The organism is Pseudomonas japonica (genome assembly GCF_900188455.1).
GTDB lineage: Bacteria > Pseudomonadota > Gammaproteobacteria > Pseudomonadales > Pseudomonadaceae > Aquipseudomonas > Aquipseudomonas japonica.
Genome location: NZ_FZOL01000007.1, coordinates 55,317 through 78,418 on the forward strand (window position 1 = coordinate 55,317; position 23,102 = coordinate 78,418).

Annotated in this window: 21 protein-coding genes; 8 read left to right on the forward strand and 13 right to left on the reverse strand. The window is 62.6% G+C overall.

Annotated features, from left to right (window positions below; all coding sequences use genetic code 11):
• Positions 1–30 precede the first annotated feature (30 nt).
• Positions 31–657, reverse strand: a complete 627-nt coding sequence (gene rlmE / locus CHB99_RS10825; protein ID WP_042125723.1) for a 23S rRNA (uridine(2552)-2'-O)-methyltransferase RlmE — start codon at positions 655–657, stop codon at positions 31–33.
• A 103-nt stretch (positions 658–760) separates the two neighbouring features.
• Here rlmE and yhbY point away from each other — a divergent pair, with 103 nt between their 5' ends.
• Positions 761–1,069 (forward strand): ribosome assembly RNA-binding protein YhbY, encoded by a 309-nt coding sequence (yhbY, locus tag CHB99_RS10830; protein WP_042125721.1) that lies wholly within the window; start codon positions 761–763, stop codon positions 1,067–1,069.
• Between the two features lie 12 nt (positions 1,070–1,081).
• On the opposite strand, the gene CHB99_RS10835 is transcribed toward yhbY, so the two are convergent.
• The 8 genes from CHB99_RS10835 to grpE form a co-directional block, all read right to left on the reverse strand.
• Positions 1,082–1,531 carry a hypothetical protein gene (locus CHB99_RS10835; protein WP_052419453.1) on the reverse strand — a complete coding sequence of 150 codons (450 nt, stop codon included), beginning with the start codon at positions 1,529–1,531 and terminating at the stop codon, positions 1,082–1,084.
• Positions 1,509–1,991: a transcription elongation factor GreA gene (gene greA / locus CHB99_RS10840; protein WP_170946377.1), complete on the reverse strand. Its 483-nt coding sequence runs from the start codon at positions 1,989–1,991 to the stop codon at positions 1,509–1,511. Before greA ends, CHB99_RS10835 begins: the two co-directional genes overlap by 23 nt.
• Positions 1,988–5,209 (reverse strand): carbamoyl-phosphate synthase large subunit, encoded by a 3,222-nt coding sequence (carB, locus tag CHB99_RS10845; protein ID WP_042125719.1) that lies wholly within the window; start codon positions 5,207–5,209, stop codon positions 1,988–1,990. The genes greA and carB overlap by 4 nt, the downstream gene beginning before the upstream one ends.
• 106 nt (positions 5,210–5,315) lie before the next feature.
• Positions 5,316–6,452: a glutamine-hydrolyzing carbamoyl-phosphate synthase small subunit gene (gene carA / locus CHB99_RS10850; protein ID WP_042125717.1), complete on the reverse strand. Its 1,137-nt coding sequence runs from the start codon at positions 6,450–6,452 to the stop codon at positions 5,316–5,318.
• 261 nt (positions 6,453–6,713) lie between these two features.
• The gene (gene dapB / locus CHB99_RS10855; protein ID WP_042125715.1) at positions 6,714–7,517 is read right to left on the reverse strand and encodes a 4-hydroxy-tetrahydrodipicolinate reductase; all 804 of its coding nucleotides are present in this window, start codon (positions 7,515–7,517) and stop codon (positions 6,714–6,716) included.
• 12 nt (positions 7,518–7,529) lie between these two features.
• Positions 7,530–8,654 (reverse strand): molecular chaperone DnaJ, encoded by a 1,125-nt coding sequence (gene dnaJ / locus CHB99_RS10860; protein WP_042125713.1) that lies wholly within the window; start codon positions 8,652–8,654, stop codon positions 7,530–7,532.
• Between the two features lie 192 nt (positions 8,655–8,846).
• Entirely contained in the window at positions 8,847–10,766 is a 1,920-nt protein-coding gene (dnaK, locus tag CHB99_RS10865) for a molecular chaperone DnaK (protein WP_042125711.1), read from the reverse strand.
• Between the two features lie 102 nt (positions 10,767–10,868).
• Entirely contained in the window at positions 10,869–11,435 is a 567-nt protein-coding gene (gene grpE, locus CHB99_RS10870) for a nucleotide exchange factor GrpE (RefSeq protein WP_042125710.1), read from the reverse strand.
• A 228-nt stretch (positions 11,436–11,663) separates the two neighbouring features.
• Here grpE and recN point away from each other — a divergent pair, with 228 nt between their 5' ends.
• Complete coding sequence (gene recN, locus CHB99_RS10875) at positions 11,664–13,337, forward strand: DNA repair protein RecN (protein ID WP_042125708.1); 1,674 nt, start codon at positions 11,664–11,666, stop codon at positions 13,335–13,337.
• Between the two features lie 58 nt (positions 13,338–13,395).
• Here recN and fur read toward each other — a convergent pair whose 3' ends face one another.
• Positions 13,396–13,800: a ferric iron uptake transcriptional regulator gene (gene fur, locus CHB99_RS10880; RefSeq protein ID WP_042125706.1), complete on the reverse strand. Its 405-nt coding sequence runs from the start codon at positions 13,798–13,800 to the stop codon at positions 13,396–13,398.
• A gap of 97 nt (positions 13,801–13,897) precedes the next feature.
• Between fur and CHB99_RS10885 the strand changes: the two genes are divergently transcribed.
• Positions 13,898–14,419, forward strand: a complete 522-nt coding sequence (locus tag CHB99_RS10885) for an outer membrane protein assembly factor BamE (protein ID WP_042125705.1) — start codon at positions 13,898–13,900, stop codon at positions 14,417–14,419.
• 56 nt (positions 14,420–14,475) lie between these two features.
• On the opposite strand, the gene CHB99_RS30555 is transcribed toward CHB99_RS10885, so the two are convergent.
• Positions 14,476–14,739 (reverse strand): RnfH family protein, encoded by a 264-nt coding sequence (locus CHB99_RS30555; RefSeq protein ID WP_084702763.1) that lies wholly within the window; start codon positions 14,737–14,739, stop codon positions 14,476–14,478.
• Positions 14,646–15,080 (reverse strand): type II toxin-antitoxin system RatA family toxin, encoded by a 435-nt coding sequence (locus tag CHB99_RS10895; protein WP_042125703.1) that lies wholly within the window; start codon positions 15,078–15,080, stop codon positions 14,646–14,648. The genes CHB99_RS30555 and CHB99_RS10895 overlap by 94 nt, the downstream gene beginning before the upstream one ends.
• A 205-nt stretch (positions 15,081–15,285) precedes the next feature.
• On the opposite strand from CHB99_RS10895, the gene smpB reads away from it, so the two are divergent.
• The gene (smpB, locus tag CHB99_RS10900) at positions 15,286–15,768 is read left to right on the forward strand and encodes an SsrA-binding protein SmpB (protein WP_042125701.1); all 483 of its coding nucleotides are present in this window, start codon (positions 15,286–15,288) and stop codon (positions 15,766–15,768) included.
• A 140-nt stretch (positions 15,769–15,908) separates the two neighbouring features.
• Here the strand turns inward: smpB and CHB99_RS10905 are convergent, their stop codons facing one another.
• Positions 15,909–16,673 (reverse strand): GntR family transcriptional regulator, encoded by a 765-nt coding sequence (locus CHB99_RS10905; protein WP_042125699.1) that lies wholly within the window; start codon positions 16,671–16,673, stop codon positions 15,909–15,911.
• Positions 16,674–16,927: 254 nt separating this feature from the next.
• Here CHB99_RS10905 and CHB99_RS10910 point away from each other — a divergent pair, with 254 nt between their 5' ends.
• From CHB99_RS10910 to CHB99_RS10925, 4 genes are all read left to right on the forward strand, one after another.
• Complete coding sequence (locus CHB99_RS10910; protein ID WP_042125696.1) at positions 16,928–18,592, forward strand: lactate permease LctP family transporter; 1,665 nt, start codon at positions 16,928–16,930, stop codon at positions 18,590–18,592.
• Between the two features lie 69 nt (positions 18,593–18,661).
• The gene (gene lldD / locus CHB99_RS10915) at positions 18,662–19,807 is read left to right on the forward strand and encodes an FMN-dependent L-lactate dehydrogenase LldD (RefSeq protein WP_042125694.1); all 1,146 of its coding nucleotides are present in this window, start codon (positions 18,662–18,664) and stop codon (positions 19,805–19,807) included.
• A 78-nt stretch (positions 19,808–19,885) separates the two neighbouring features.
• Positions 19,886–22,696: an FAD-binding and (Fe-S)-binding domain-containing protein gene (locus CHB99_RS10920; RefSeq protein ID WP_042125691.1), complete on the forward strand. Its 2,811-nt coding sequence runs from the start codon at positions 19,886–19,888 to the stop codon at positions 22,694–22,696.
• Positions 22,697–22,788: 92 nt separating this feature from the next.
• Positions 22,789–23,067: a hypothetical protein gene (locus CHB99_RS10925; RefSeq protein ID WP_042125689.1), complete on the forward strand. Its 279-nt coding sequence runs from the start codon at positions 22,789–22,791 to the stop codon at positions 23,065–23,067.
• The last annotated feature ends 35 nt before the right edge of the window (positions 23,068–23,102 follow it).

A 23,102-nucleotide genomic window follows, 5' to 3' on the forward strand; every position in this document is an offset into this window, starting at 1 on the left:
GGTGGCCTCGAAAGCCGCCGCGCTGCCGCCTTATTCGCCGCGATATCCCCTGGCCAACAGATACTGCTCCCGAGAACGATCCCGCGAAGATGACGGCTTGCGCATCTGGACCTTGTCGAATTTCTGACGAACGTCCTTCAGATAAACGTCAAAACCTTCACCCTGGAAGATCTTGATCAGGAAATCACCACCCGGGCGCAATACCCGACTGGCCAGATCGAGTGCCAGCTCGCAGAGAAACATTGCCCGGGGCATATCCACGGCGGGCGTACCACTCATGTTGGGGGCCATATCGGAAATCACAAGGTCTACCTGCGAATTACCTACGGCTTCGAGAATCTGCGCGAGCACTTCGTCCTGGGTGAAATCGCCCTGGATGAAGGTCACGTCGGGAATGCTGTCCATCTCAAGGATGTCGGAAGCGATCAGGCGGCCCTGACCGCCGATCAGACGACTGGTCACCTGCGACCAGCCGCCCGGAGCGGCACCGAGATCGATAACGCTCATGCCCGGGCGGATCAGGCGATCCTTTTCCTGAATCTCCAGCAGCTTGTAGCTCGCGCGCGAGCGATAGCCATCCTTTTGTGCCTGCTTGACGAAAGGATCGTTGAAATGCTCTCTCAGCCAGTTTTGGCTGCTCTTGGAACGCTGCGCCACTGGGCACCTCGATGATTAAGCGTCGTGATTGACTGGGCGGAGCCATGGGCCCTCGGGTAAAATGGCCGCCATTTTTACAGAATCCAGACGAAAGGGTCAGATTATGCCGCTCAATAACGAGCAGAAGAAACAGTTCAAATCCATTGGTCACGACCTGAAACCGGTCCTGATCGTGGCGGGCAATGGCTTGAGCGAAGGTGTCCTCGCCGAACTGGAACGCGCCTTGGTAGATCATGAACTGATCAAGGTGCAGGTCAAGCTCGAAGACCGGGAGGAACGCCGGGCCGTGATGGACGAACTGAGCAAGGTCGGTCGCGCCGAGCAGGTGCAGATCATCGGCAAGATGGTCCTGCTCTACCGCCGCAACCCGCAGCCGAACAAGCAGTTGTCCAACATCCACCGCTACAAGTAAGGGTGGCTCCGGTCAGCGGCGCGGCTTGCGCGCCCTGGCCGGGACGGGCTGGGCCACCAGCACGATGCCGCTGAGCCCCAGTACGACGAAGCAGAAAACCTGCCAGCGCTCCCCCGCGGAAACGCCGTAACGCAAGGTGTAGTAACCGACGCACGCGGCGAAGCCGATCAACAGCAACTGCCCGCTGAACATCCGCCACCAGGCGGACACCCCACGAAGCCGTGCCAATACGCCCAACTGGGTTATCAGTCCCACCGCCGCCACACCGATCAACCAGCGATCGATCTGCGCGGAGATGTCCTGTACCAGCAAGGGCGCCAGGCCACTGACCTTCAGTGCCGGCACCAGGCCAACATGAAACACCCACAGGCCACCGACCCAGAAAACCTGGGCCAGTTGCCAGAGGATGGCTTCGAGGGAATGCGCGCGCAGGCCGGCGTCAGACGTGCTTGACTTCGACAATCTCGTACTCGACCGTGCCGCTCGGGGTCTTCACCACGACCACATCACCTTCTTCCTTGCCGATGATGGCGCGGGCAATCGGCGCGCTCGCCGAGAGTTTGCCCCGCTTGATATCGGCCTCGTCCTCACCAACGATCTGATAGGTCACCTGATCGCCGGTTTCGGTATTTTCGAGCTCGACCGTGGTACCGAAGATCACCTTGCCGGTGTGGGCGATGGTGGTGACATCGATCACCACCGAGTTCTGCAGACGACCTTCGATATCGCGGATCCGCGCCTCGACCATGCCCTGCTCTTCGCGAGCGGCATGGTATTCGGCGTTTTCCTTGAGATCGCCCAGCTCGCGAGCCTCACCGATCGCCTGGCTCAGGCGCGGGCGCTCGGTCTTGCTGAGGAAGGTCAGTTCTTCTTCCAGGGCGCGAGCGCCCTGGACGGTCATCGGGTACTTGGTAATGCTCATGCTTTGAGTCCTGCATGCAGATCCTGCAAGCGGCGAACGGTCTTTTCCGGACCGAACTTCAGCGCTTCACAGATAGCTTCACCGGCCGCAATGGTAGTGGTGCAGTAGATCTTGTGCTGCAACGCATTGCGGCGAATCGAGTAGGAGTCGGCGATCGACTGACGGCCTTCGGTGGTGTTGATGATCAGCGACACTTCGTCGTTCTTGATCATGTCGACCACGTGCGGACGACCTTCGGTCACCTTGTTCACGCGACGCACTTTCAGGCCGGCCGCTTCGATGATCCTGGCGGTACCGGCGGTAGCGACCACTTCGAAGCCCAGGGCGATCAGGTCGCGAGCAACGCCAGCCACTTGCGGCTTGTCGTCGTCGCGCACGCTGATGAAGGCGGTACCGCCAGTCGGCAGGCGCTCGCTGGCACCCATCTGGGCCTTGGCGAAGGCTTCGCCGAAGCTGTCGCCGACACCCATGACTTCGCCGGTGGATTTCATCTCAGGGCCGAGGATCGGGTCAACACCCGGGAACTTGGCGAACGGGAACACCGCTTCCTTGACGCTGTAGAAGTTCGGAATGATTTCCTTGGTGAAGCCCAGCTCCTTGAGGGTCTTACCCGCCATCACGCGCGCGGCGATCATCGCCAGCGAAGTGCCGATGCACTTGGACACGAACGGCACGGTACGCGAGGCGCGCGGGTTGACTTCGATCACGTAGATCTTGTCGCCCTGCAGAGCCAGCTGGACGTTCATCAGGCCGACGACACCCAGCTCCAGGGCCATCTTCTTGACCTGCTCGCGGACTTCGTCCTGCACGTGGGCAGGCAGGGAGTACGGAGGCAGCGAGCACGCGGAGTCACCGGAGTGAACACCGGCCTGCTCGATGTGCTGCATGATCGCGCCGATCACCACGTCGGTGCCGTCGCAGACCGCGTCCACGTCCATCTCGATGGCGCAGTTGAGGAAGTGGTCGAGCAGCACAGGGCTGTCGTTGGACACCTGTACCGCTTCGCGCAGATAGCGCTTCAGCTCGTCCAGCTCGTAGACGATTTCCATGGCACGACCGCCCAGGACGTAGGACGGGCGCACGACCAGCGGGTAACCGATATCGCCAGCGGCACGAATCGCTTCGTCTTCGCTGCGTACGGTAGCGTTTGGCGGCTGCAGCAGGTTCAGGCGCTGAACCATCTGCTGGAAGCGCTCGCGGTCTTCGGCGCGGTCGATGGCGTCAGGGCTGGTGCCGATGATCGGTACGCCGGCTTCTTCCAGGGCACGCGCCAGTTTCAGCGGAGTCTGGCCCCCGTAGTGGACGATGACGCCCTTCGGCTTCTCGACGCGAACCACTTCCAGCACGTCTTCCAGGGTCAGCGGCTCGAAGTACAGGCGGTCGGAGGTGTCGTAGTCGGTGGAGACGGTTTCCGGGTTGCAGTTGACCATGATGGTCTCGTAACCGTCTTCGCGCAGAGCCAGCGCCGCGTGCACGCAGCAGTAGTCGAACTCGATGCCCTGGCCGATACGGTTCGGACCGCCACCCAGGATCATGATCTTCTCGCGATCCGACGGGTTGGCTTCGCACTCTTCCTCGTAGGTCGAGTACAGGTACGCCGTGTCGGTGGCGAACTCGGCGGCGCAGGTGTCGACGCGCTTGTACACCGGGAACACTTCCAGCTTGTGGCGGTGGCGGCGCAGGTTCTTGTCGGTGATGCCCAGCAGCTTGGCCAGACGCTGGTCGGAGAAGCCCTTGCGCTTCAGGCTCAGCATCAGTTGTTTGTCGATGGCGGCCAGACCCAGGGTCTTGACCTTCTCTTCTTCCTTGATCAGGTCTTCGATCTGGATCAGGAACCAGTGGTCGATGCTGGTCAGGGCGAAGATTTCGTCGCGGGTCATACCGGCACGGAAAGCGTCAGCCACGTACCAGATGCGCTCGGCGCCCGGTACGGTCAGTTCGCGCTTGAGGATGCTCGGGGTTTCCGGGTTGGCCAGGTCGACTTTCGGATCGAGGCCGCAAACGCCGACTTCCAGACCGCGCAGCGCTTTCTGCAGGGATTCCTGGAAGGTCCGGCCGATGGCCATGACTTCACCCACGGATTTCATCTGGGTGGTCAAGCGAGCGTCGGCTTTCGGGAACTTCTCGAAGGCGAAGCGTGGCAGCTTGGTGACGACGTAGTCGATCGACGGTTCGAAGGACGCCGGAGTGCGACCGCCGGTAATGTCGTTCTGCAGTTCGTCGAGGGTGTAGCCGACCGCCAGCTTGGCGGCGATCTTGGCGATCGGGAAGCCGGTGGCCTTCGAAGCCAGGGCGGACGAACGCGATACGCGCGGGTTCATCTCGATCACGACCATGCGCCCGGTGTCCGGGCAGATGCCGAACTGGACGTTGGAACCGCCGGTCTCGACGCCGATCTCGCGCAGCACCGCCAGGGAGGCGTTGCGCATGATCTGGTATTCCTTGTCGGTCAGGGTCTGTGCCGGTGCGACGGTGATCGAGTCACCGGTGTGCACGCCCATCGGGTCGAAGTTCTCGATGGAGCAGACGATGATGCAGTTGTCCTTTTTGTCGCGGACCACTTCCATCTCGTACTCTTTCCAGCCGATCAGCGATTCGTCGATCAGCAGTTCCTTGGTCGGCGACAGGTCCAGACCACGGGCGCAGATTTCTTCGAATTCTTCACGGTTGTAGGCGATACCGCCGCCGGTGCCGCCCATGGTGAAGGACGGACGGATGATGCACGGGAAGCCCAGCTTCTCGAGGACCGCATTGGCCTCTTCCATGCTGTGGGCGATACCGGAGCGCGGGCATTCCAGGCCGATGGCCTTCATTGCCTTGTCGAAGCGCGAACGGTCTTCGGCCTTGTCGATGGTGTCGGCGTTGGCACCGATCATTTCCACACCGAATTTTTCCAGGACGCCTTCGCGCTCCAGGTCCAGGGCGCAGTTCAACGCGGTCTGGCCACCCATGGTCGGCAGCAACGCGTCTGGACGCTCTTTCTCGATGATCTTGGCCACCGTCTGCCACTTGATCGGCTCGATGTAGGTGGCGTCGGCCATGGCCGGGTCGGTCATGATGGTGGCCGGGTTGGAGTTCACCAGGATGACGCGGAAACCTTCCTCGCGCAGGGCTTTGCAGGCCTGGGCGCCGGAGTAGTCGAATTCGCAGGCCTGGCCGATCACGATCGGGCCGGCGCCGAGAATCAGGATGCTTTTAATGTCTGTACGTTTTGGCATGGTTGTCACTCAAATCCGCAGGTCAGTCGGCAAGCCGTCTTGAACAATCTTGGTCAGGCGCGCCTGAACCGGACCGAGCCGGTTCAGGGCCTTCTCGCAGGGATGCTTAGCGGCGCTTGGCCATGGCATCGATGAAGCGATCGAACAGTGGCGCGACGTCGGTCGGGCCAGGGCTGGCTTCAGGGTGGCCCTGGAAGCTGAACGCGCTCTTGTCGGTGCGCTCGATGCCCTGCAGGGTACCGTCGAACAGCGACTTGTGGATGGCGCGGACGTTGCTCGGCAGGGTCGCTTCGTCGACGGCGAAACCGTGGTTCTGGCTGGTGATCATCACCACGCCGGTGTCCAGGTCCTGGACCGGGTGGTTGGCACCGTGGTGGCCGTGACCCATCTTCACGGTCTTGGCGCCGGAGGCCAGGGCCAGCAGTTGGTGACCGAGGCAGATGCCGAAGACCGGGACTTCGGTCTCGAGGATCTCCTTGATCGCCTGGATCGCGTAGTCGCAAGGCTCCGGATCGCCAGGGCCGTTGGACAGGAACACGCCATCAGGATTGAGGGCGAGGACTTCGCTGGCCGGGGTCTGCGCCGGCACGACGGTCAGGCGGCAGCCGCGGGCGACCAGCATGCGCAGGATGTTCAGCTTGACGCCGTAGTCGTAGGCGACGACGTGGTACGGCAGGTCGGCGGCTTCGATGGTCGGGTGGCTGTCGGTCTTCAGTTCCCAGACGCTGGAGCGCCACTCGTAGGAAGCCTTGGTGCTGACCACCTTGGCCAGGTCCATGCCCTTCAGGCCCGGGAAACCGCGGGCAGCGGCGATGGCGGCTTCTTCGCTGATGTCGTCACCGGCGAGGATGCAACCGTTCTGCGCACCCTTCTCACGCAGGATGCGGGTCAGGCGGCGAGTGTCGATACCGGCGATCGCCACGACGTTGTTGGCTTTCAGGTAGTCGCTCAGGGACAGGGTGTTGCGCCAGTTGCTGGCGATCAGCGGCAGGTCACGGATGACCAGGCCAGCCGACCAGACGCGGTCGGATTCGGCATCTTCCGGGGTAGTGCCGGTGTTGCCGATGTGCGGGTAAGTCAGGGTGACGATCTGTTGCGAGTACGAAGGGTCAGTCAGGATTTCCTGATAGCCGGTCATTGCGGTGTTGAACACCACCTCACCAACGGTCTGACCGTCGGCTCCAATGGCTTCACCGCGAAAAATGCTGCCATCGGCAAGGGCGAGTATGGCTGGCTTAGTCAAGAAGACCTCCCGTAAATCAAGCCTGAAGGGGCGATCGCAGGTTGCAAAAAAGCGGAATGACGTATAGACACGTCACCCCGCTTTCTTCGTCGAATTATCTGCGCGCTTTTAGTGGACACACTAAAGCTGTAGCTTACAGAAAAACGCTTTTTTGGTCTACCACTGATGTGTCTGAAAGACGCAGGAATGCGACAGGGCGCATCTTGAGGCGGGATTGCAAAAAGGGGCCGCTCACGGCGACCAGCCCCTTTCGCTCGTGGATCAGTGCAGTTCGAGCACGTCCTGCATGTCGTACAGACCCGCCTCACGACCGTCGAGCCACATGGCCGCACGCACCGCCCCCTTGGCGAAGGTCATGCGGCTGGAGGCCTTGTGGGTGATCTCGACCCGCTCGCCTTCGGCGGCGAACAGCACGGTGTGATCACCGACCACGTCGCCGGCACGCACAGTGGCGAAACCGATGGTCTGGCGATCGCGGGCGCCGGTCTGACCTTCGCGACCATAAACGGCGACTTCGCGCAGATCGCGACCCAGCGCCGACGCCACCACCTCACCCATGCGCAGCGCAGTCCCGGACGGCGCATCGACCTTGTGCCGGTGATGGGCCTCGATGATCTCGATATCCACCTCGTCGGCCAGCACACGCGCCGCGGTATCCAGCAGCTTCAGGCAAAGGTTGACACCGACACTGAAGTTGGCGGCGAAGACGATCGGAATCTCCTTGCCCGCCTCCGCCAGCAACTGCTTCTCTTCAGGCGAGAAACCGGTGGTGCCGATGACCATGGCCTTGCCCGCCTTGCGGCAGAACGCCAGGTTTTTCAGGGTCACCGACGGGTGAGTGAAGTCGATCAGCACATCGAACTCCTCGCCCACCTTCGCCAGGTCGTCCGAGATCGGCACACCGATCCGCCCCAGCGCAGCCAGCTCGCCCGCATCCGCACCAACCAGCGTGCTGTCCGGACGATCCACCGCCGCCGTCAGGCCTGCGCCCGGAGCCTGCTGGATCGCCTCGATCAGGGTCTTGCCCATGCGCCCTGCCGCGCCCATTACCGCAATACGTCGCATGTCCCGTTCCTTTTACAGATCGCCGAAGAAGCGTTTCACACCCTCGAACCAGCCACTGGCCTTGGGCGAATGGGAACTGTCGCCTTCCAGGGAAGCACGCAGCTCTTCCAGCAGTTCACGCTGGCGACGACTCAGATTGACCGGCGTCTCCACCGCAACACGACACATCAGGTCGCCAGCACCACCACCGCGCACCGGAGCGACACCCTTGCCGCGCAGGCGGAACTGCTTGCCGGTCTGGGTGCCCTCCGGAATCTTCAGCTTGACCCGACCGTCGAGCGTCGGCACTTCCAGCTCGCCACCCAGGGCCGCGTCGGTGTAGCTGATCGGCACCTCGCAGAACAGGTGCTTGCCGTCGCGCTGGAAGATCGAGTGCTCGCGCACGTTGATCACCACGTACAGATCGCCCGTCGGACCACCCTGGGTCCCGGCCTCGCCCTCGCCGGAAAGGCGGATGCGGTCGCCGGTATCGACGCCAGCCGGCACCTTGACCGAGAGGGTCTTGTACTCTTCGAGGCGCCCCTCGCCGTGGCAGGAGTCGCAAGGATCGGTAATGATCTTGCCCTGGCCCTGGCAACGCGGGCAGGTCTGCTGGACCGAGAAGAAGCCTTGCTGCATGCGCACCTGACCGATGCCACCGCAGGTCGGGCAGGTCGCCGGCGAAGAGCCTTTCTTCGCCCCCGAACCGTCGCACGGCTTGCAGTTGACCAGTGTCGGCACACGGATATTGACCGTGGTACCGCGCACCGCTTCTTCCAGGTTCAGTTCCAGGGTGTAGCGCAGGTCGCTGCCGCGCTGGGCGCCGCCGCGGGAACCGCCACGACCGCCACCGAAGAAATCACTGAAGACATCGCCGAAGATATCGGAGAAGTTGGCACCGCCGAAACCGGCACCACCGCCACCCATGCTCGGATCGACGCCGGCGTGACCGTACTGGTCATAGGCCGCGCGCTTGCTCGCATCGGAGAGGACTTCGTAAGCCTCGTTGGCTTCCTTGAATTTCTCTTCCGACTCTTTGTCGTCGGGATTACGGTCCGGGTGATGCTTCATCGCCAGACGGCGATAGGCCTTCTTCAGATCGGCCTCGCTCGAGCCTCGCTCGACTCCCAGAACCTCGTAATAGTCACGCTTCGCCATGGTTCTCTGCACTCTTGAGGACGTTCGGCAAACCTCTGCGCATCCGCGCTGTGCCGTCAGCACCGGCAATGGGGCCAGTACTGGAAAAAATTCGGGTATTCCAGACACGCCAACGCGGGAGCAAGCCCCCGCGCGGCGACATCCTACCAGTCAACGTCAAACCTCAGTCAACCGGCCGACAACAAGCAGCAATTACTTGTTGTCTTTGACTTCTTCGAACTCCGCGTCGACGACGTCGTCGTGCTTGGCGTCGTCAGCCTGCTGCGCCTGGGCACCCGCTTCCGGCTTCTCGGCCTGCTCGGCGTACATCTTCTGGGCGACCGGAGCGGAGACCTTCGACAGCTCTTCGATCTTCGCCTCAATGGCAGCCTTGTCGTCGCCCTTGACCGCCGCTTCCAGCGCGGTAACGGCAGCTTCGATGGCGGACTTCTCGTCTGCAGTCACTTTGTCACCGGCATCGGCGACCATCTTGCGAGTCGAGTGGACCAGCGCATCACCCTGGTTGCGGGCGGCGGCCAGCTCTTCGAACTTGCGGTCTTCCTCGGCGTTGACTTCAGCGTCGCGGACCATCTGCTGGATTTCTTCCTCGGACAGACCGGAGTTGGCCTTGATCACGATGGACTGCTGCTTGCCGGTAGCCTTGTCCTTCGCGCCGACGTGCAGGATGCCGTTGGCGTCGATGTCGAAGGTCACTTCGATCTGCGGAACGCCACGTGGCGCTGGCGGGATCTCGGCCAGGTCGAACTTGCCCAGCGACTTGTTCTGCGCGGCTTGCTTGCGCTCACCCTGCAGGACGTGAATGGTCACGGCGCTCTGGTTGTCGTCGGCGGTCGAGAACACCTGCGACTTCTTGGTCGGGATGGTGGTGTTCTTCTCGATCAGCGCGGTCATCACGCCACCCATGGTTTCGATACCCAGGGTCAGCGGGCTGACGTCGAGCAGCAGAACGTCCTTCACATCACCGGCCAGGACCGCGCCCTGGATAGCAGCGCCCATGGCGACCGCTTCATCCGGGTTGACGTCCTTGCGAGCTTCCTTGCCGAAGAAGTCGGCAACGGTTTTCTGTACCAGCGGCATACGGGTCTGACCGCCGACCAGGATCACGTCGTCGATCTTGCTGACGTCGATACCGGCGTCCTTCATGGCGATGCGGCAAGGCTCGATGGTGCGCTGAACCAGGTCTTCGACCAGCGACTCCAGCTTGGCGCGGGAGATCTTCACGTTCAGGTGCTTCGGACCGCTGGCATCGGCAGTGATGTACGGCAGGTTGACGTCGGTCTGCTGGCTGGAGGACAGCTCGATCTTGGCTTTTTCAGCGGCTTCTTTCAGACGCTGCATGGCCAGGGGATCGCCCTTCAGGTTCATGCCGGTTTCTTTCTTGAACTCGTCGACGAGGTAGTCGATCAGGCGAATGTCGAAGTCTTCACCACCGAGGAAGGTGTCACCGTTGGTGGCCAGCACTTCGAACTGATGCTCACCGTCGACTTCGGCGATTTCGATCACGGACACGTCGAAGGTACCGCCACCCAGGTCATAAACGATGACGGTGTGGTCACCCTTGGCCTTGTCCATGCCGTAGGCCAGCGCGGCAGCGGTCGGTTCGTTGATGATGCGCTTGACGTCCAGACCGGCGATACGACCGGCGTCCTTGGTCGCCTGGCGCTGGCTGTCGTTGAAGTACGCAGGAACGGTGATGACCGCTTCGGTCACTGCTTCGCCGAGGTAGTCTTCGGCGGTTTTCTTCATCTTCTTCAGGACTTCGGCGCTGATTTGCGGCGGAGCCATTTTCTGGCCGTTGACTTCGACCCAGGCGTCGCTGTTGTCAGCCTTGACGATCTTGTACGGAACCATCTGGATGTCTTTCTGCACGACGTCTTCTTCGAAACGACGGCCGATCAGACGTTTTACCGCGTACAGGGTGTTGTGCGGGTTGGTGACGGCCTGACGCTTGGCCGACTGGCCAACCAGGATTTCGCCGTCATTGGCGTAAGCGATGATCGACGGCGTGGTGCGAGCGCCTTCGGCGTTCTCGATCACCTTGACGTTGCCGTTTTCCAGAATGGAGACGCAGGAGTTGGTGGTCCCCAAGTCGATACCGATGATTTTGCCCATGTTAACTCTCCCGAAACTTTGGATTTGGTTGCCGCAGCGGTGGTTGCCAACTGCGGTAGCACTTAAACGCTTGACACCTAGATGGGGGTCAGCCAGCTAATTTCAAGCCTTCTCGTCGATCGAAGGCGAAACAGGAGCCGGCGACTTGCTGACCACGACCATGGCCGGGCGCAGCAGACGTCCGTTGAGCTGATAACCCTTCTGGAACACCTTGAGCACGCTGTTCGGCTCGACGTCGGCGCTTTCCTGCATGGCCATCGCCTGGTGCTGCTCGGCATTGAACGGTTCGCCGTGCGGGTCGATAGCTTCGAGATTGAAGCGCTTGAGGGTGTCCTGGAACATCTTCAGGGTCAGCTCGATGCCTTCGCGCATCGGACGAATGCTTTCGTCGTCCGGGCTGGACAGTTCCAGGCCACGCTCCAGGCTGTCGATGACCGGCAGAAGGTCGCCCGCGAACTTCTCCAGGGCGAACTTGTGGGCCTTTTCCACGTCCTGCTCGGCGCGGCGGCGCACGTTCTGCAGGTCTGCCGCGGTACGCAGAGCCTGATCCTGGGCGGCAGCGACCTGCTCTTCGAGCAGCTGTACGCGCGCGACCAGATCCTCGCTACCCGCTTCGGCGTTGGTTTCGACGTTCGGATTCTGTTCGTCCAGCTTCTGCTCATCAGCCATGAAATATCTCCTCTCAATGTCGTCGGCGAGCTCGACTCGCGCATCTGCCGGCCTATATGGGGTCGCAAACAGCGGCTTCAAGGGCGATTGAACATCAATGTGGCAAAGACATAACTGTCCGCGATCAAAAACCGGCGCGGACAAGCGAATCGAACTAAAGGCAGGCATTGTCAGAAAATTCCAAAACACTGTATAAATAACCAGATCAGATCTCTGGGAGCCGCCCGCATGCTGGTGCACCTGTCCATTCACAACTACGCCATCGTCGAACACCTCGACCTCGAACTCGCCCGCGGCATGAGCGTGATCACCGGCGAAACCGGCGCCGGCAAGTCGATCATGCTCGATGCCCTCGGCCTGACCCTGGGCGACCGTGCCGACAGCGGTGTGGTGCGCCCAGGCGCGGACAAGGCGGACATCCTCGCCACCTTCGACCTGGACGACATCCCCGAGGCCCGCGCCTGGCTCACCGAGCGCGACCTGGACAGCCAGGGCCCGTGCATCCTGCGCCGGGTGATCACCGCCGAAGGTCGCAGCCGCGGCTATATCAACGGCACCCCCTGCCCCCTCGGCGACCTCAAGGCGGTGGGCGAACTGCTGATCGATATCCACAGCCAGCATGAGCATCAGTCGCTGCTCAAGACCGATACCCACCGCCGCCTTCTCGACGAATATGCCGGCGCCACCGACCTGGCCCGCCAGGTCCAGCTGGCCGCCCAGCGCTGGCGGCAGACCCGCACCGAACTGGACCGGCTGTGCAACTCCGGCGACGAGCAACGCGCCCGCCACCAACTGCTCAGCTACCAACTGGAAGAGCTGGACAATCTCGGCCTCGGCGAGAACGAACTGGAGCAACTGGAGCAGGAACACAAGAACCTCACCAACGCCGAGGCGCTGTTCGGCATCTGCCGCCAGGTCATCGATCACTGCAGCGAGAGCGACTCGGGCAACGTGCTCAGCGCCCTCACCGCCAGCCTCAACCGCCTGACCGCGGTACAGAACGCACCACGCGCCCTGGGCGAAGCGGTGAACCTGATCGCCAGCGCACAGATCCAGGTAGAGGAAGCGGTGGGCGAGCTCAATCGCTTCCTCGACAACTTCGACGCCGACCCACTGCGCCTGCAGCAACTGGAAGAGCGCCTCGACACGCTGTACACCCTGGCACGCAAGCACCGCGTCCACCCCAGCGAGCTGATCCCGCTGCAACAGCGACTGGGCGAGGAACTCGAAAGCCTGAACGCCAACGACGAATCCATCGAGCGCCTGGAAGAAGAACTCAAGGCCTACGCCCGTCATTATCAGGAAAAAGCCAGCGAACTCAGCGCCCTGCGCCAGGCCGCCGCGACCCAGCTCGCCGCGGCGGTGGAGCAGGAGATCCAGCGCCTGGGCATGCCAGGCGGACGCTTCTGCATCGAACTGCGCCCTGGCACCGGCGAGGATCTTCATCCGCACGGCCGGGAACAGGTGGAACTGCTGGTCAGCGCCAACCCTGGCCAGCCACTGAAAGGCCTGGCGAAAGTCGCCTCGGGTGGTGAGCTTTCCCGCATCAGCCTGGCGATACAGGTGATCACCGCGCAGACGTCGCGCATCCCGACCCTGGTCTTCGATGAAGTGGACGTAGGTATCGGTGGCCCCACCGCGGAGATAGTCGGCCAGCTCCTGCGTCGCCTCGGAGAACGCGGCCAGGTGCTGACCGTGACGCACCTGCCGCAAGTCGCGGCGCAGGGCCATCACCACCTGTTCGTGCACAAAGTGCGCAACAGCGATGCGACTCACACTGCCGTGGCCAGCCTGGGCAAACGCGAACGGGTCGAGGAAGTCGCGCGGATGCTTGGCGGTATCGACCTGACCAAGGAATCCCTGGCCCACGCCAAGAAGATGGTGGTGACCAGCAAGGGCTGATCACCGGAAACAAAGAAGGCGACCCTGGGGTCGCCTTCTTTGTTTCCAGCACAAGTGATTACTTCTTCTTGCGCACGTACAGCACCAGATTGTGATCGACCAGCTCGTAACCGTGCTGGGCGACGATTTCCTTCTGGCGCTTCTCGATTTCAGGATCGAAGAACTCGATCACCTCACCGGAATCCACGTTGACCATATGGTCGTGGTGGCCGCCGTCGGCCAGTTCGAATACCGCATGGCCGCCGTCGAAGTTGTGACGCACGACCAGGCCAGCCGCCTCGAACTGGGTCAGTACACGGTAGACCGTGGCCAGGCCGACATCTTCTCCAGCTTCCATCAATGCCTTGTAGACATCTTCAGCGCTCATGTGGCGCTGCTCGGTGGAGTCGAGCATCTGTAGGATCTTGACTCGAGGCAGGGTTACCTTGAGACCGGCTTTGCGCAGTTCGCTATTTTCAACCATGGTCAGCTTTCTCGCCGATGCTGCTTCGCAGCTTCTCTGAATACGGGTATGATCGGGGTTTACGTTGTCCAGCCAAGATAGTGGAAGTCGCCCACCGATGCAAAACACCAAGCTCTTGCTAACCAGCCTCACCCTCGTGGGACTGCTCGCACTCGCCGGTTGCTCGTTTCCCGGGGTTTACAAAATCGACATCCAGCAGGGCAATGTCGTAACGCAAGACATGATAGACCAATTGCGCCCCGGAATGACCCGTCGGCAAGTAAGGTTTATCATGGGCAATCCGCTGATCCAGGACACTTTCCACACCAATCGCTGGGACTATCTCTATAGCCTGCAACCGGGTGGCGGCGAGCGCCAGCAGGAACGCATCAGCATCTTCTTCAATGAAAACGACCAACTGTCCAGCCTGTCCGGCGACTTCATGCCGGGCGTGAGCCGCGACCAGGAAATCCTGGGCAGCGAAAGCGGCACCACGGTCAGCCAGCCTGAGCAACAGGCCCAGCCAGTGAAAGAAGACAAACCCGCACGTCCGGGCTCGCTTGAAGAGAAGATCCAGCGCGACGTCGACACCATCGAAGTCATGCCGGTTCCGGTTCAGGAACCACTGCGCACGGAGTGAATCCGCCGCAGACAAAAAAGCCCGAACAGTGTTCGGGCTTTTTTATTGCCGGTACTTCAGCGCCGTTCTTTCCTGTAGAAACGCTTCGCCTTGTCGGCGCGCTGCTTGCGCGCCTCCTTCGGATCGACCAGCAACGGACGATACAGCTCGATGCGATCACCGACAGCCTCACGCCCTCGACAGCTGCTCGGGCGTTGCGTAAACCACTTCCACCCGCAACATCGCCTCAGCCATTGAGCTGCTTGGCCCGCTGGCAGAACGCATCGACCAAGGTGTTGGCCGCCTGGTTGAACAGCGGCCCGAGGGTCGCCTTCACCAATGCACCGGAATACTCGAAGGACAGGTCCAGGCTGATCTTGCAGGCCTTCTCGCCGAGCGGCTTGAACACCCAGAGACCATGCAACTGGCTGAACGGGCCTTCTTCAAGATTCATCTCGATCGACTGCCCCGGCACCAGCACATTGCGTGTTACGAAATGCTGACTGATCCCTCCCTTGGCCACGTCGACCTTGGCGCGCATATGGGTCTCGCTTTCCTCCAGCACGGTGCTCCCCGAGCACCAGGGAAGGAACTCCGGATAGCGCTTTACATCATTGACCAGATCGTAAAGTGCCTGAGCGGGATAAGGCAGCAGGGCCGACCGTTGAATATGGGTAGTCATCCAGGCGTCATGTCCAAAACTGAGCAAAAAACAGAGCGGCGACACTAGAACAAAGAATAGGCGCCGATCAACTGGCCGATTGCCACATAGCGGGTGACAACAGCGGCCGCGCGAAAAATCCGCGCATTGTCCGGGATTCGTCTCGATGGCTCAAGCTCACCGCCCCGTAGCCGGCGGCGCAACGACTGCCTATAATGCCGCCCCTATGGCCAAACAAAAGAAACATCCGACAGGGACCATCGCGCAGAACAAGAAAGCGCGACACGATTACTTCATCGAACACAAATTCGAGGCCGGACTGGTCCTGTCCGGTTGGGAAGTAAAAAGCCTGCGTGCCGGCAAGGCTCACCTGGTAGACAGCTACGTGCTGCTCAAGGACGGTGAAGCCTGGCTGATGGGCAGCCACATCACTCCGCTGACGACCGCCAGTACCCACGTCATCGCCGACCCGACCCGCACCCGCAAGCTGCTGCTCAATCGCCGCGAGCTGGAGCGTCTGTTCGTGGGCGTGCAGCAGAAGGGTTACACCTGCGTCGCGCTGTCCATGTACTGGAGCAAGCACCTGATCAAGTGCGAGATTGCGCTGGGCAAGGGCAAGAAGGAATACGACAAGCGCGATACCCAGCGCGAGCGTGATTCCGATCGCGAACTGCAGCGCGCGGTACGGAGCAAGGGGCGGGACGACTAACGCTTCCAACGCCTTCAAGGGCCTCATCGCCGGCAACGCCGGCTCCCACAGGATTGTGTCGATCACCGGATACCGGCCAGATACAAGACCCTGTGGGAGCTGGCGTTGCCAGCGACAGGGCCAGCAGCAACACCTTCAATTCAGCGCTTGCGCCGCTCCGCCCGCGCCACCCGCTGCACTTCCTGGCGCACCTCCTCCAACACTTCCTGAACATACAGAATGTGCCGGCTCGACACTTCGCGGGCATCCTGCGCACGCCCTTCGACAATCGCCAGATACAAGTCGCGGTGCTGACTGATCAGCATGTCGCGAGTCTCGGTGCGCTGTTTGTACATACCACCGATATTGGTCACCACATTGCGCTTGAGCAGGTCGAACAAGCCACGGATGGTGTGCAGCAACACGGCGTTATGGCTGGCCTCGGCGATAGCCAGATGGAAACGCGCATCGGCCGCGCCCTCCTCGGCCCGGCTCACTTCGTCATGGCGGGTATAACAGTCCTGCAAGGTATCGAACGCCGCCTTGAGCCGCTCCCGATCGACATCCGTCGCGCGCATCGCCGCGTAGTAGGCACATGACGCTTCCAGGGTATGGCGGAACTCCAGCAGATCGCGCTGCGCTTCAGGGTTGCTTTCCAGCAACTGCAGCAGCGGATCGCTGAAGGTCGTGCCCAGCGACTCGGCCACGTAGTTGCCCCCGCCCTGGCGACTGACCAGCATGCCCTTGGCCACCAGTTTCTGGATGGCCTCGCGCAGCGACGGACGGGAAACCCCGAACTGCTCCGCCAGTACCCGCTCCGCCGGCAGGCGCTCGCCCGCGGTCAGCGTGCCCTCAAGAATCATCCCTTCCAGTCGCTCGACGATGTCGTCGGACAAACGGCGCTGGCGGACCTGATCGAAAACCATCACGTGCTCTCCACAATCCCGAGTCAGTTCGGGGCCGCCTATTCTGGCGCATCCAGCCCTCCACCACACCCATCAGTTGGCAAGTTTCCTTACCACTCAGACAAATCCCGTCACCACCTTTCGACGAAAGTTTTGCAGGGACAAATTGACACACCCGCGGCGAGGCTTTTACCCTAGCGCCTCGCCATTGTAAATTGGTCTTACCAATTATCCAATGCCAGCGCCTTACCAACAACAATTAGGGGCCACCCCATATGCAAACCTGGCAACAACTCTATAGTCCGCTTGGTAGTCTTGGCCTGTCCGCCCTGGCGGCGGTCATCCCAATCGTATTCTTCTTCCTGGCGCTGGCCGTGTTCCGCATGAAGGGACACATCGCGGGCAGCATCACCCTGGCCCTGTCGATCCTGGTGGCGATCTTCGCTTTCCAGATGCCTGCCGACATGGCCTTCGCCGCCGCCGGTTACGGTTTTGCCTATGGCCTGTGGCCCATCGCCTGGATCATCGTCGCCGCGGTATTCCTCTACAAACTGACGGTCAAGAGCGGCCAGTTCGAAGTGATCCGCAGCTCGGTGCTGTCGATCACCGATGACCAGCGCCTGCAGGTCCTGCTGATCGGCTTCTGCTTCGGCGCCTTCCTCGAAGGCGCGGCCGGTTTCGGTGCGCCTGTCGCCATCACCGCCGCCCTGCTCGTCGGCCTGGGCTTCAACCCGCTGTACGCCGCCGGCCTGTGCCTGATCGCCAACACCGCGCCGGTCGCCTTCGGCGCCCTGGGCATCCCTATCATCGTCGCCGGCCAGGTCACGGGGATCGACGCGTTCCACATCGGTGCCATGACCGGTCGCCAACTGCCGCTGCTGTCGCTGTTCGTGCCGTTCTGGCTGGTGTTCATGATGGACGGCCTGAAAGGCGTGAAAGAGACCTGGCCAGCCGCTCTGGTCGCCGGCCTGAGCTTCGCCGTCACCCAGTACTTCACCTCGAACTTCATCGGCCCTGAACTGCCGGACATCACCTCGGCCCTGGCCTCGCTGATCTCCCTGACCCTGTTCCTCAAGGTCTGGCAGCCGAAGAACTCCTTCACCACCGCGACCGCCAGCGTCGGCGCCGCCGTGGTCCGGGGTGGCAGCCAGCCGACCCCGTACAGCTTCGGTGAAATCTTCAAGGCCTGGTCGCCGTTCCTGATCCTCACCGTGCTGGTCACCATCTGGACCCTGAAACCGTTCAAGGCCGCATTCGCCAGCGGTGGCGCGATGTACAACTGGGTGTTCAACTTCGCCATCCCGCACCTGGACCAACTGGTGATCAAGAGCGCACCGATCGTCGCCAACCCGACCGCGATCCCGGCAGTGTTCAAGCTGGACCCGATCTCCGCCACCGGTACCGCGATCTTCCTGTCCGCACTGATCTCGATGCTGGTGCTGAAGATCAACCTCAAAACTGGTCTGACCACTTTGAAGGAGACCTTCTACGAGCTGCGCTGGCCAATCCTGTCGATCGGCATGGTCCTGGCATTCGCCTTCGTCACCAACTATTCGGGCATGTCCTCGACCATGGCTCTGGTCCTGGCCGGTACCGGCGCCGCGTTCCCGTTCTTCTCGCCGTTCCTCGGCTGGCTGGGCGTGTTCCTGACCGGTTCGGATACCTCGTCCAACGCCCTGTTCAGCTCGCTGCAAGCCACCACCGCGCACCAGATCGGGGTCAGCGACACCCTGCTGGTCGCGGCCAACACCAGCGGCGGCGTGACCGGCAAGATGATCTCGCCACAGTCCATCGCCGTGGCGTGCGCCGCCACCGGCCTGGTCGGCAAGGAATCGGACCTGTTCCGCTTCACCCTCAAGCACAGCCTGTTCTTCGCCACCATCGTCGGCCTGATCACCCTGGTCCAGGCTTACTGGCTGACCGGCATGCTGGTTCACTAAATTGACAGGGGCCGGGTGCGTTGCGACGTACCCGGTAGCCGCCCTCTCAACCAAACGCTGCGAGATCCCATGATCATTTCCGCCTCCACCGATTATCGCGCCGCGGCCCAACGCAAGCTGCCGCCGTTCCTGTTCCACTATGCCGACGGTGGCGCCTACGCCGAGCGCACCCTGCGCCACAACGTCGAAGACCTGGCCGGGATCGCCCTGCGCCAGCGCGTGTTGAAGAACATGTCCGAGCTCAGCCTCGAAACCCGCTTGTTCAACGAGACCCTGAGCATGCCGGTGGCCCTGGCCCCGGTCGGCCTGACCGGCATGTACGCCCGGCGCGGCGAAGTACAGGCTGCGCGCGCGGCGGCGGCGAAAGGCATTCCGTTCACCATGTCCACGGTGTCGGTGTGCCCGATCGAGGAAGTCGCACCGGCCATCGACCGGCCGATGTGGTTCCAGCTCTATGTCCTGAAAGACCGCGGTTTCATGCGCAATGCCCTGGAGCGGGCCAAGGCCGCCGGCGTCACCACGCTGGTGTTCACCGTTGACATGCCGGTGCCCGGTGCCCGCTACCGCGACGCCCACTCCGGCATGAGCGGCCCGAACGCGCCGTTGCGCCGCGTCTGGCAAGCCATGACCCATCCGCAATGGGCCCTGGACGTCGGCCTGCTGGGTCGTCCGCACGACCTCGGCAACATTTCCAAATACCGTGGCAACCCCACCGGCCTGGCCGACTACATCGGCTGGCTGGGCGCCAACTTCGACCCGTCCATTTCCTGGAAAGACCTGGAATGGATTCGTGAATTCTGGGATGGCCCGATGGTCATCAAAGGCATCCTCGACCCCGAGGACGCCAAGGACGCGGTGAAATTCGGTGCCGACGGCATCGTCGTCTCCAACCACGGCGGTCGCCAGCTCGACGGCGTGCTGTCCAGCGCCCGCGCCCTGCCGGCAATCGCCGACGCGGTGAAGGGCGACCTGAAGATTCTCGCCGACTCCGGCATCCGCAGCGGCCTCGACGTGGTGCGCATGATCGCCCTCGGTGCCGACAGCGTGCTGATCGGCCGCGCCTTCCTCTACGCCCTGGCCACCCACGGCGAGGCCGGGGTGAAGAACCTGCTGGAGCTGTTCGAGAAGGAAATGCGCGTCGCCATGGTGCTCACCGGCGCCAAGTCGATCAGCGAGATCAGCCGCGAATCGCTGGTCCGCGAACTGGGCGCCTGAGCGCGCCCGTCACACCCTACCGCCTGATTGACCGGGGCACGCGACGCAGCAGACGCCGCGACCCCGCGAGGAGACTGCATGAGCCTGCCCGCCGCGTTCCTCCGCGAGGCCGAGCGCCTGATCCCCAGCGAGCGCCGTTTCGACGATCCCACCTCGACCCTGGCCTTCGGCACCGACGCCAGCTTCTACCGACTGATCCCGAAACTGGTGGTACGCGTCGAATCCGAAGACGAAGTGGTCGGCCTGATCAAGCTCGCCCAGCGCGAGTGTGTCCCGGTGACCTTCCGCGCCGCTGGCACCAGCCTGTCCGGCCAGGCCCTCAGCGACTCGGTGCTGATCGTCCTTGGCGACAACTGGAACGGTCGCGAGATCCGCGGCCAGGGCGAGCAGATCCGTCTGCAGCCCGGCGTCATCGGCGCCCAGGCCAATGCCTGGCTGGCGCCGTTCGGACGCAAGATCGGCCCCGACCCGGCCTCGATCAACGCCTGCAAGATCGGTGGCATCGTCGCCAACAACGCCAGCGGCATGTGCTGCGGCACCGCGCAGAACACCTACCACACCCTCGCCGGCCTGCGCCTGGTGCTCGCCGACGGCACGCGCCTGGACAGCGAGGACCCGGCCAGCGTGGCCGCCTTCGAAAGCAGCCACGCCGTCCTGCTCGCGGAACTCGCCCGGCTCGCTCGCGAGACCCGCGCCAACACCGCCCTGGCCGACCGTATCCGGCATAAGTACCGACTGAAGAACACCACAGGCCTGTCGCTCAATGCACTGGTCGACTACGACCAGCCACTCGACATCCTGCAGCACCTGCTGGTCGGCTCCGAAGGCACACTCGGCTTCATCAGCGCGGTGACCTACGACACCGTGCCCGACCACCCGCACAAGGCCTCGGCGCTGATCGTTTTCCCCAGCGTGGAAAGCTGCTGCCGCGCGGTGACCGTGCTCAAGCAACAGCCGGTGTCCGCCGTGGAACTGCTGGACCGCCGCAGCCTGCGTTCGGTGCAGAACAAGCCGGGCATGCCGGAATGGGTGAAAGGCCTGTCGGACAACGCCTGCGCATTGCTCATCGAATCCCGTGCGGCCAGCCAGACCCTGCTGCATGAGCAACTGGCGCAGATCATGGCGTCCATCGCCGATTTCCCGCTGGAGCAGAAGGTCGACTTCAGCGAGGACCCGGCGGTCTACAACCTGCTGTGGAAAATTCGCAAGGACACCTTCCCGGCGGTCGGTGCGGTGCGTCAGACCGGTACCACGGTGATCATCGAAGACGTGACGTTCCCGGTCGAGCAACTGGCCGAGGGCGTCAACCGCCTGATCCAGCTGTTCGACAAGCACCACTACGACGAGGCGATCATTTTCGGTCATGCCCTGGAAGGCAACCTGCACTTCGTCTTCACCCAAGGCTTCAACAGCGCCGCGGAAGTGGCGCGCTACCAGGCGTTCATGGATGACGTCGCGCAACTGGTGGCGGTGGAGTTCGGCGGCTCGCTGAAGGCCGAGCACGGCACCGGGCGCAACATGGCGCCGTTCGTCGAGCTGGAATGGGGCCGGGACGCCTACCAGCTGATGTGGCAGCTCAAGCGCCTGCTCGACCCCAACGGCATCCTCAACCCGGATGTGGTGCTCAGCGAAGATCCCGATATCCACCTGAAGAACCTCAAGCCGCTGCCGGCCGCCGACGAGATCGTCGACAAGTGCATCGAGTGCGGCTTCTGCGAACCGGTGTGCCCGTCCAAGGGACTGACCCTGAGCCCGCGCCAGCGCATCGTCATGTGGCGCGATATCCAGGCCAGGAAACGCGCCGGCGAAGATACCTCGGCACTGGAGCGCGACTATCAGTACCAGGGTATCGACACCTGCGCCGCCACCGGACTGTGCGCCCAACGCTGTCCGGTAGGGATCAACACCGGTGAGCTGGTGAAGAAGCTGCGCGGCCAGGTCGCCCATCACGGCAAGACCGCCGACTGGCTGGCGGAGCATTTCCATACCGCGTTGAGTGGCGCGCGCCTGACCTTGCGTGCCGCCAATGGTGCGCGTCGCTTGCTCGGCGCACCGCGCCTGAGCCGGATCAGCAGGTCGCTGAGCAAGGCCAGCAACGGGCGCCTGCCGCAATGGACGCCCGCCATGCCGCAGCCATTGAAGAATCCGCTCGCCAGCATTGCCAGCAACGACGCGCGGCCACGGGTGGTCTATCTGGCCGCGTGCGTCTCGCGGGTAATGGGCCCGGCGGCGGGCGATCGCGAACAGACCTCGCTGCTGGACAAGACTCGCGGCCTGCTGGAAAAGGCCGGCTACCAGGTGGTCTTCCCGGAAAACCAGGACAGCCTCTGCTGCGGTCAGCCGTTCGCCTCCAAGGGATACGCCGAGCAAGCCGAGCACAAACGCCAGGAGCTGATCAGCGCCTTGCTGCACGCCAGCCGCGGCGGTCTCGACCCGATCTACTGCGACACCAGCCCGTGCACCTTGCGCCTGGTCCAGAATCTGGCCGAAACCCGGCTCGACCTGTACGACCCGGTGCGCTTCATTCGCAGCCACCTGCTGGACAAACTGGAGTTCACCCCGCAGGACGCGCCGATCGCCGTACACGTGACCTGCAGCACCCAGCACCTGGGCGAAAGCCAGGCGCTGATCGACCTGGCGCGTCTGTGCAGCAAGCAGGTGGTGATTCCGGAAGGCATCCACTGCTGTGGTTTCGCCGGCGACAAGGGCTTCACCACACCGGAGCTCAACGCGCACTCGCTGCGCAGCCTGAAGGACGCGGTGCAGTATTGCGAAGAGGGGATTTCCACCAGCCGCACCTGCGAGATCGGCCTGTCGACCCATGCCGGTATCGACTATCACGGACTGGTCTACCTGGTGGACCGGGTGACCCGTCCGCGGGCGCTCTGACCGGTCATGACATTCCTGTGAACTCCTTGGCGAACGCGGCAGTCCACCCATCAGGCCCCTCTTCCCGAGGCCTCCCAGCCAAGGAGATTCACATGAAGCGTACTGCGATTACCGGACTGTTCATGACCGCCGCACTGCTTGCCTCCCCTGTGTTCGCGGCGGACGACCTGTGCACGGCCAACCTGCAGAAGATCGACGATCAACTGGCCAGCCTCGGCGCCACATCGGAAGACCTGGTCAAATCGGTCAAGGAACAGGCCGACGATGCGCGGGCCGCGAAAACCGCCGGCAACGACAAGGATTGCATCGCCCTCACCAGCAAAGCCCTGCAGGACCTGCAGAACACCACCAAGGGTGGCGGCAGCGAGTGAAACAGAGCATCCGGGCGATGGTATACGTCGCCCGG

Coding starts and splice junctions, on each gene's coding strand:
- lldD (WP_042125694.1), top strand. CDS start 18,662: ATGATCATTTCCGCCTCCACCGATTATCGCGCCGCGGCCCAACGCAAG.
- greA (WP_170946377.1), bottom strand. CDS start 1,991: ATGAGCATTACCAAGTACCCGATGACCGTCCAGGGCGCTCGCGCCCTG.
- yhbY (WP_042125721.1), top strand. CDS start 761: ATGCCGCTCAATAACGAGCAGAAGAAACAGTTCAAATCCATTGGTCAC.
- dapB (WP_042125715.1), bottom strand. CDS start 7,517: ATGCGACGTATTGCGGTAATGGGCGCGGCAGGGCGCATGGGCAAGACC.
- CHB99_RS10920 (WP_042125691.1), top strand. CDS start 19,886: ATGAGCCTGCCCGCCGCGTTCCTCCGCGAGGCCGAGCGCCTGATCCCC.
- grpE (WP_042125710.1), bottom strand. CDS start 11,435: ATGGCTGATGAGCAGAAGCTGGACGAACAGAATCCGAACGTCGAAACC.
- fur (WP_042125706.1), bottom strand. CDS start 13,800: ATGGTTGAAAATAGCGAACTGCGCAAAGCCGGTCTCAAGGTAACCCTG.
- carB (WP_042125719.1), bottom strand. CDS start 5,209: ATGCCAAAACGTACAGACATTAAAAGCATCCTGATTCTCGGCGCCGGC.
- smpB (WP_042125701.1), top strand. CDS start 15,286: ATGGCCAAACAAAAGAAACATCCGACAGGGACCATCGCGCAGAACAAG.
- dnaJ (WP_042125713.1), bottom strand. CDS start 8,654: ATGGCGAAGCGTGACTATTACGAGGTTCTGGGAGTCGAGCGAGGCTCG.
- CHB99_RS10905 (WP_042125699.1), bottom strand. CDS start 16,673: ATGGTTTTCGATCAGGTCCGCCAGCGCCGTTTGTCCGACGACATCGTC.
- CHB99_RS10885 (WP_042125705.1), top strand. CDS start 13,898: ATGCAAAACACCAAGCTCTTGCTAACCAGCCTCACCCTCGTGGGACTG.
- CHB99_RS10910 (WP_042125696.1), top strand. CDS start 16,928: ATGCAAACCTGGCAACAACTCTATAGTCCGCTTGGTAGTCTTGGCCTG.
- dnaK (WP_042125711.1), bottom strand. CDS start 10,766: ATGGGCAAAATCATCGGTATCGACTTGGGGACCACCAACTCCTGCGTC.
- recN (WP_042125708.1), top strand. CDS start 11,664: ATGCTGGTGCACCTGTCCATTCACAACTACGCCATCGTCGAACACCTC.
- CHB99_RS10925 (WP_042125689.1), top strand. CDS start 22,789: ATGAAGCGTACTGCGATTACCGGACTGTTCATGACCGCCGCACTGCTT.
- CHB99_RS10895 (WP_042125703.1), bottom strand. CDS start 15,080: ATGACTACCCATATTCAACGGTCGGCCCTGCTGCCTTATCCCGCTCAG.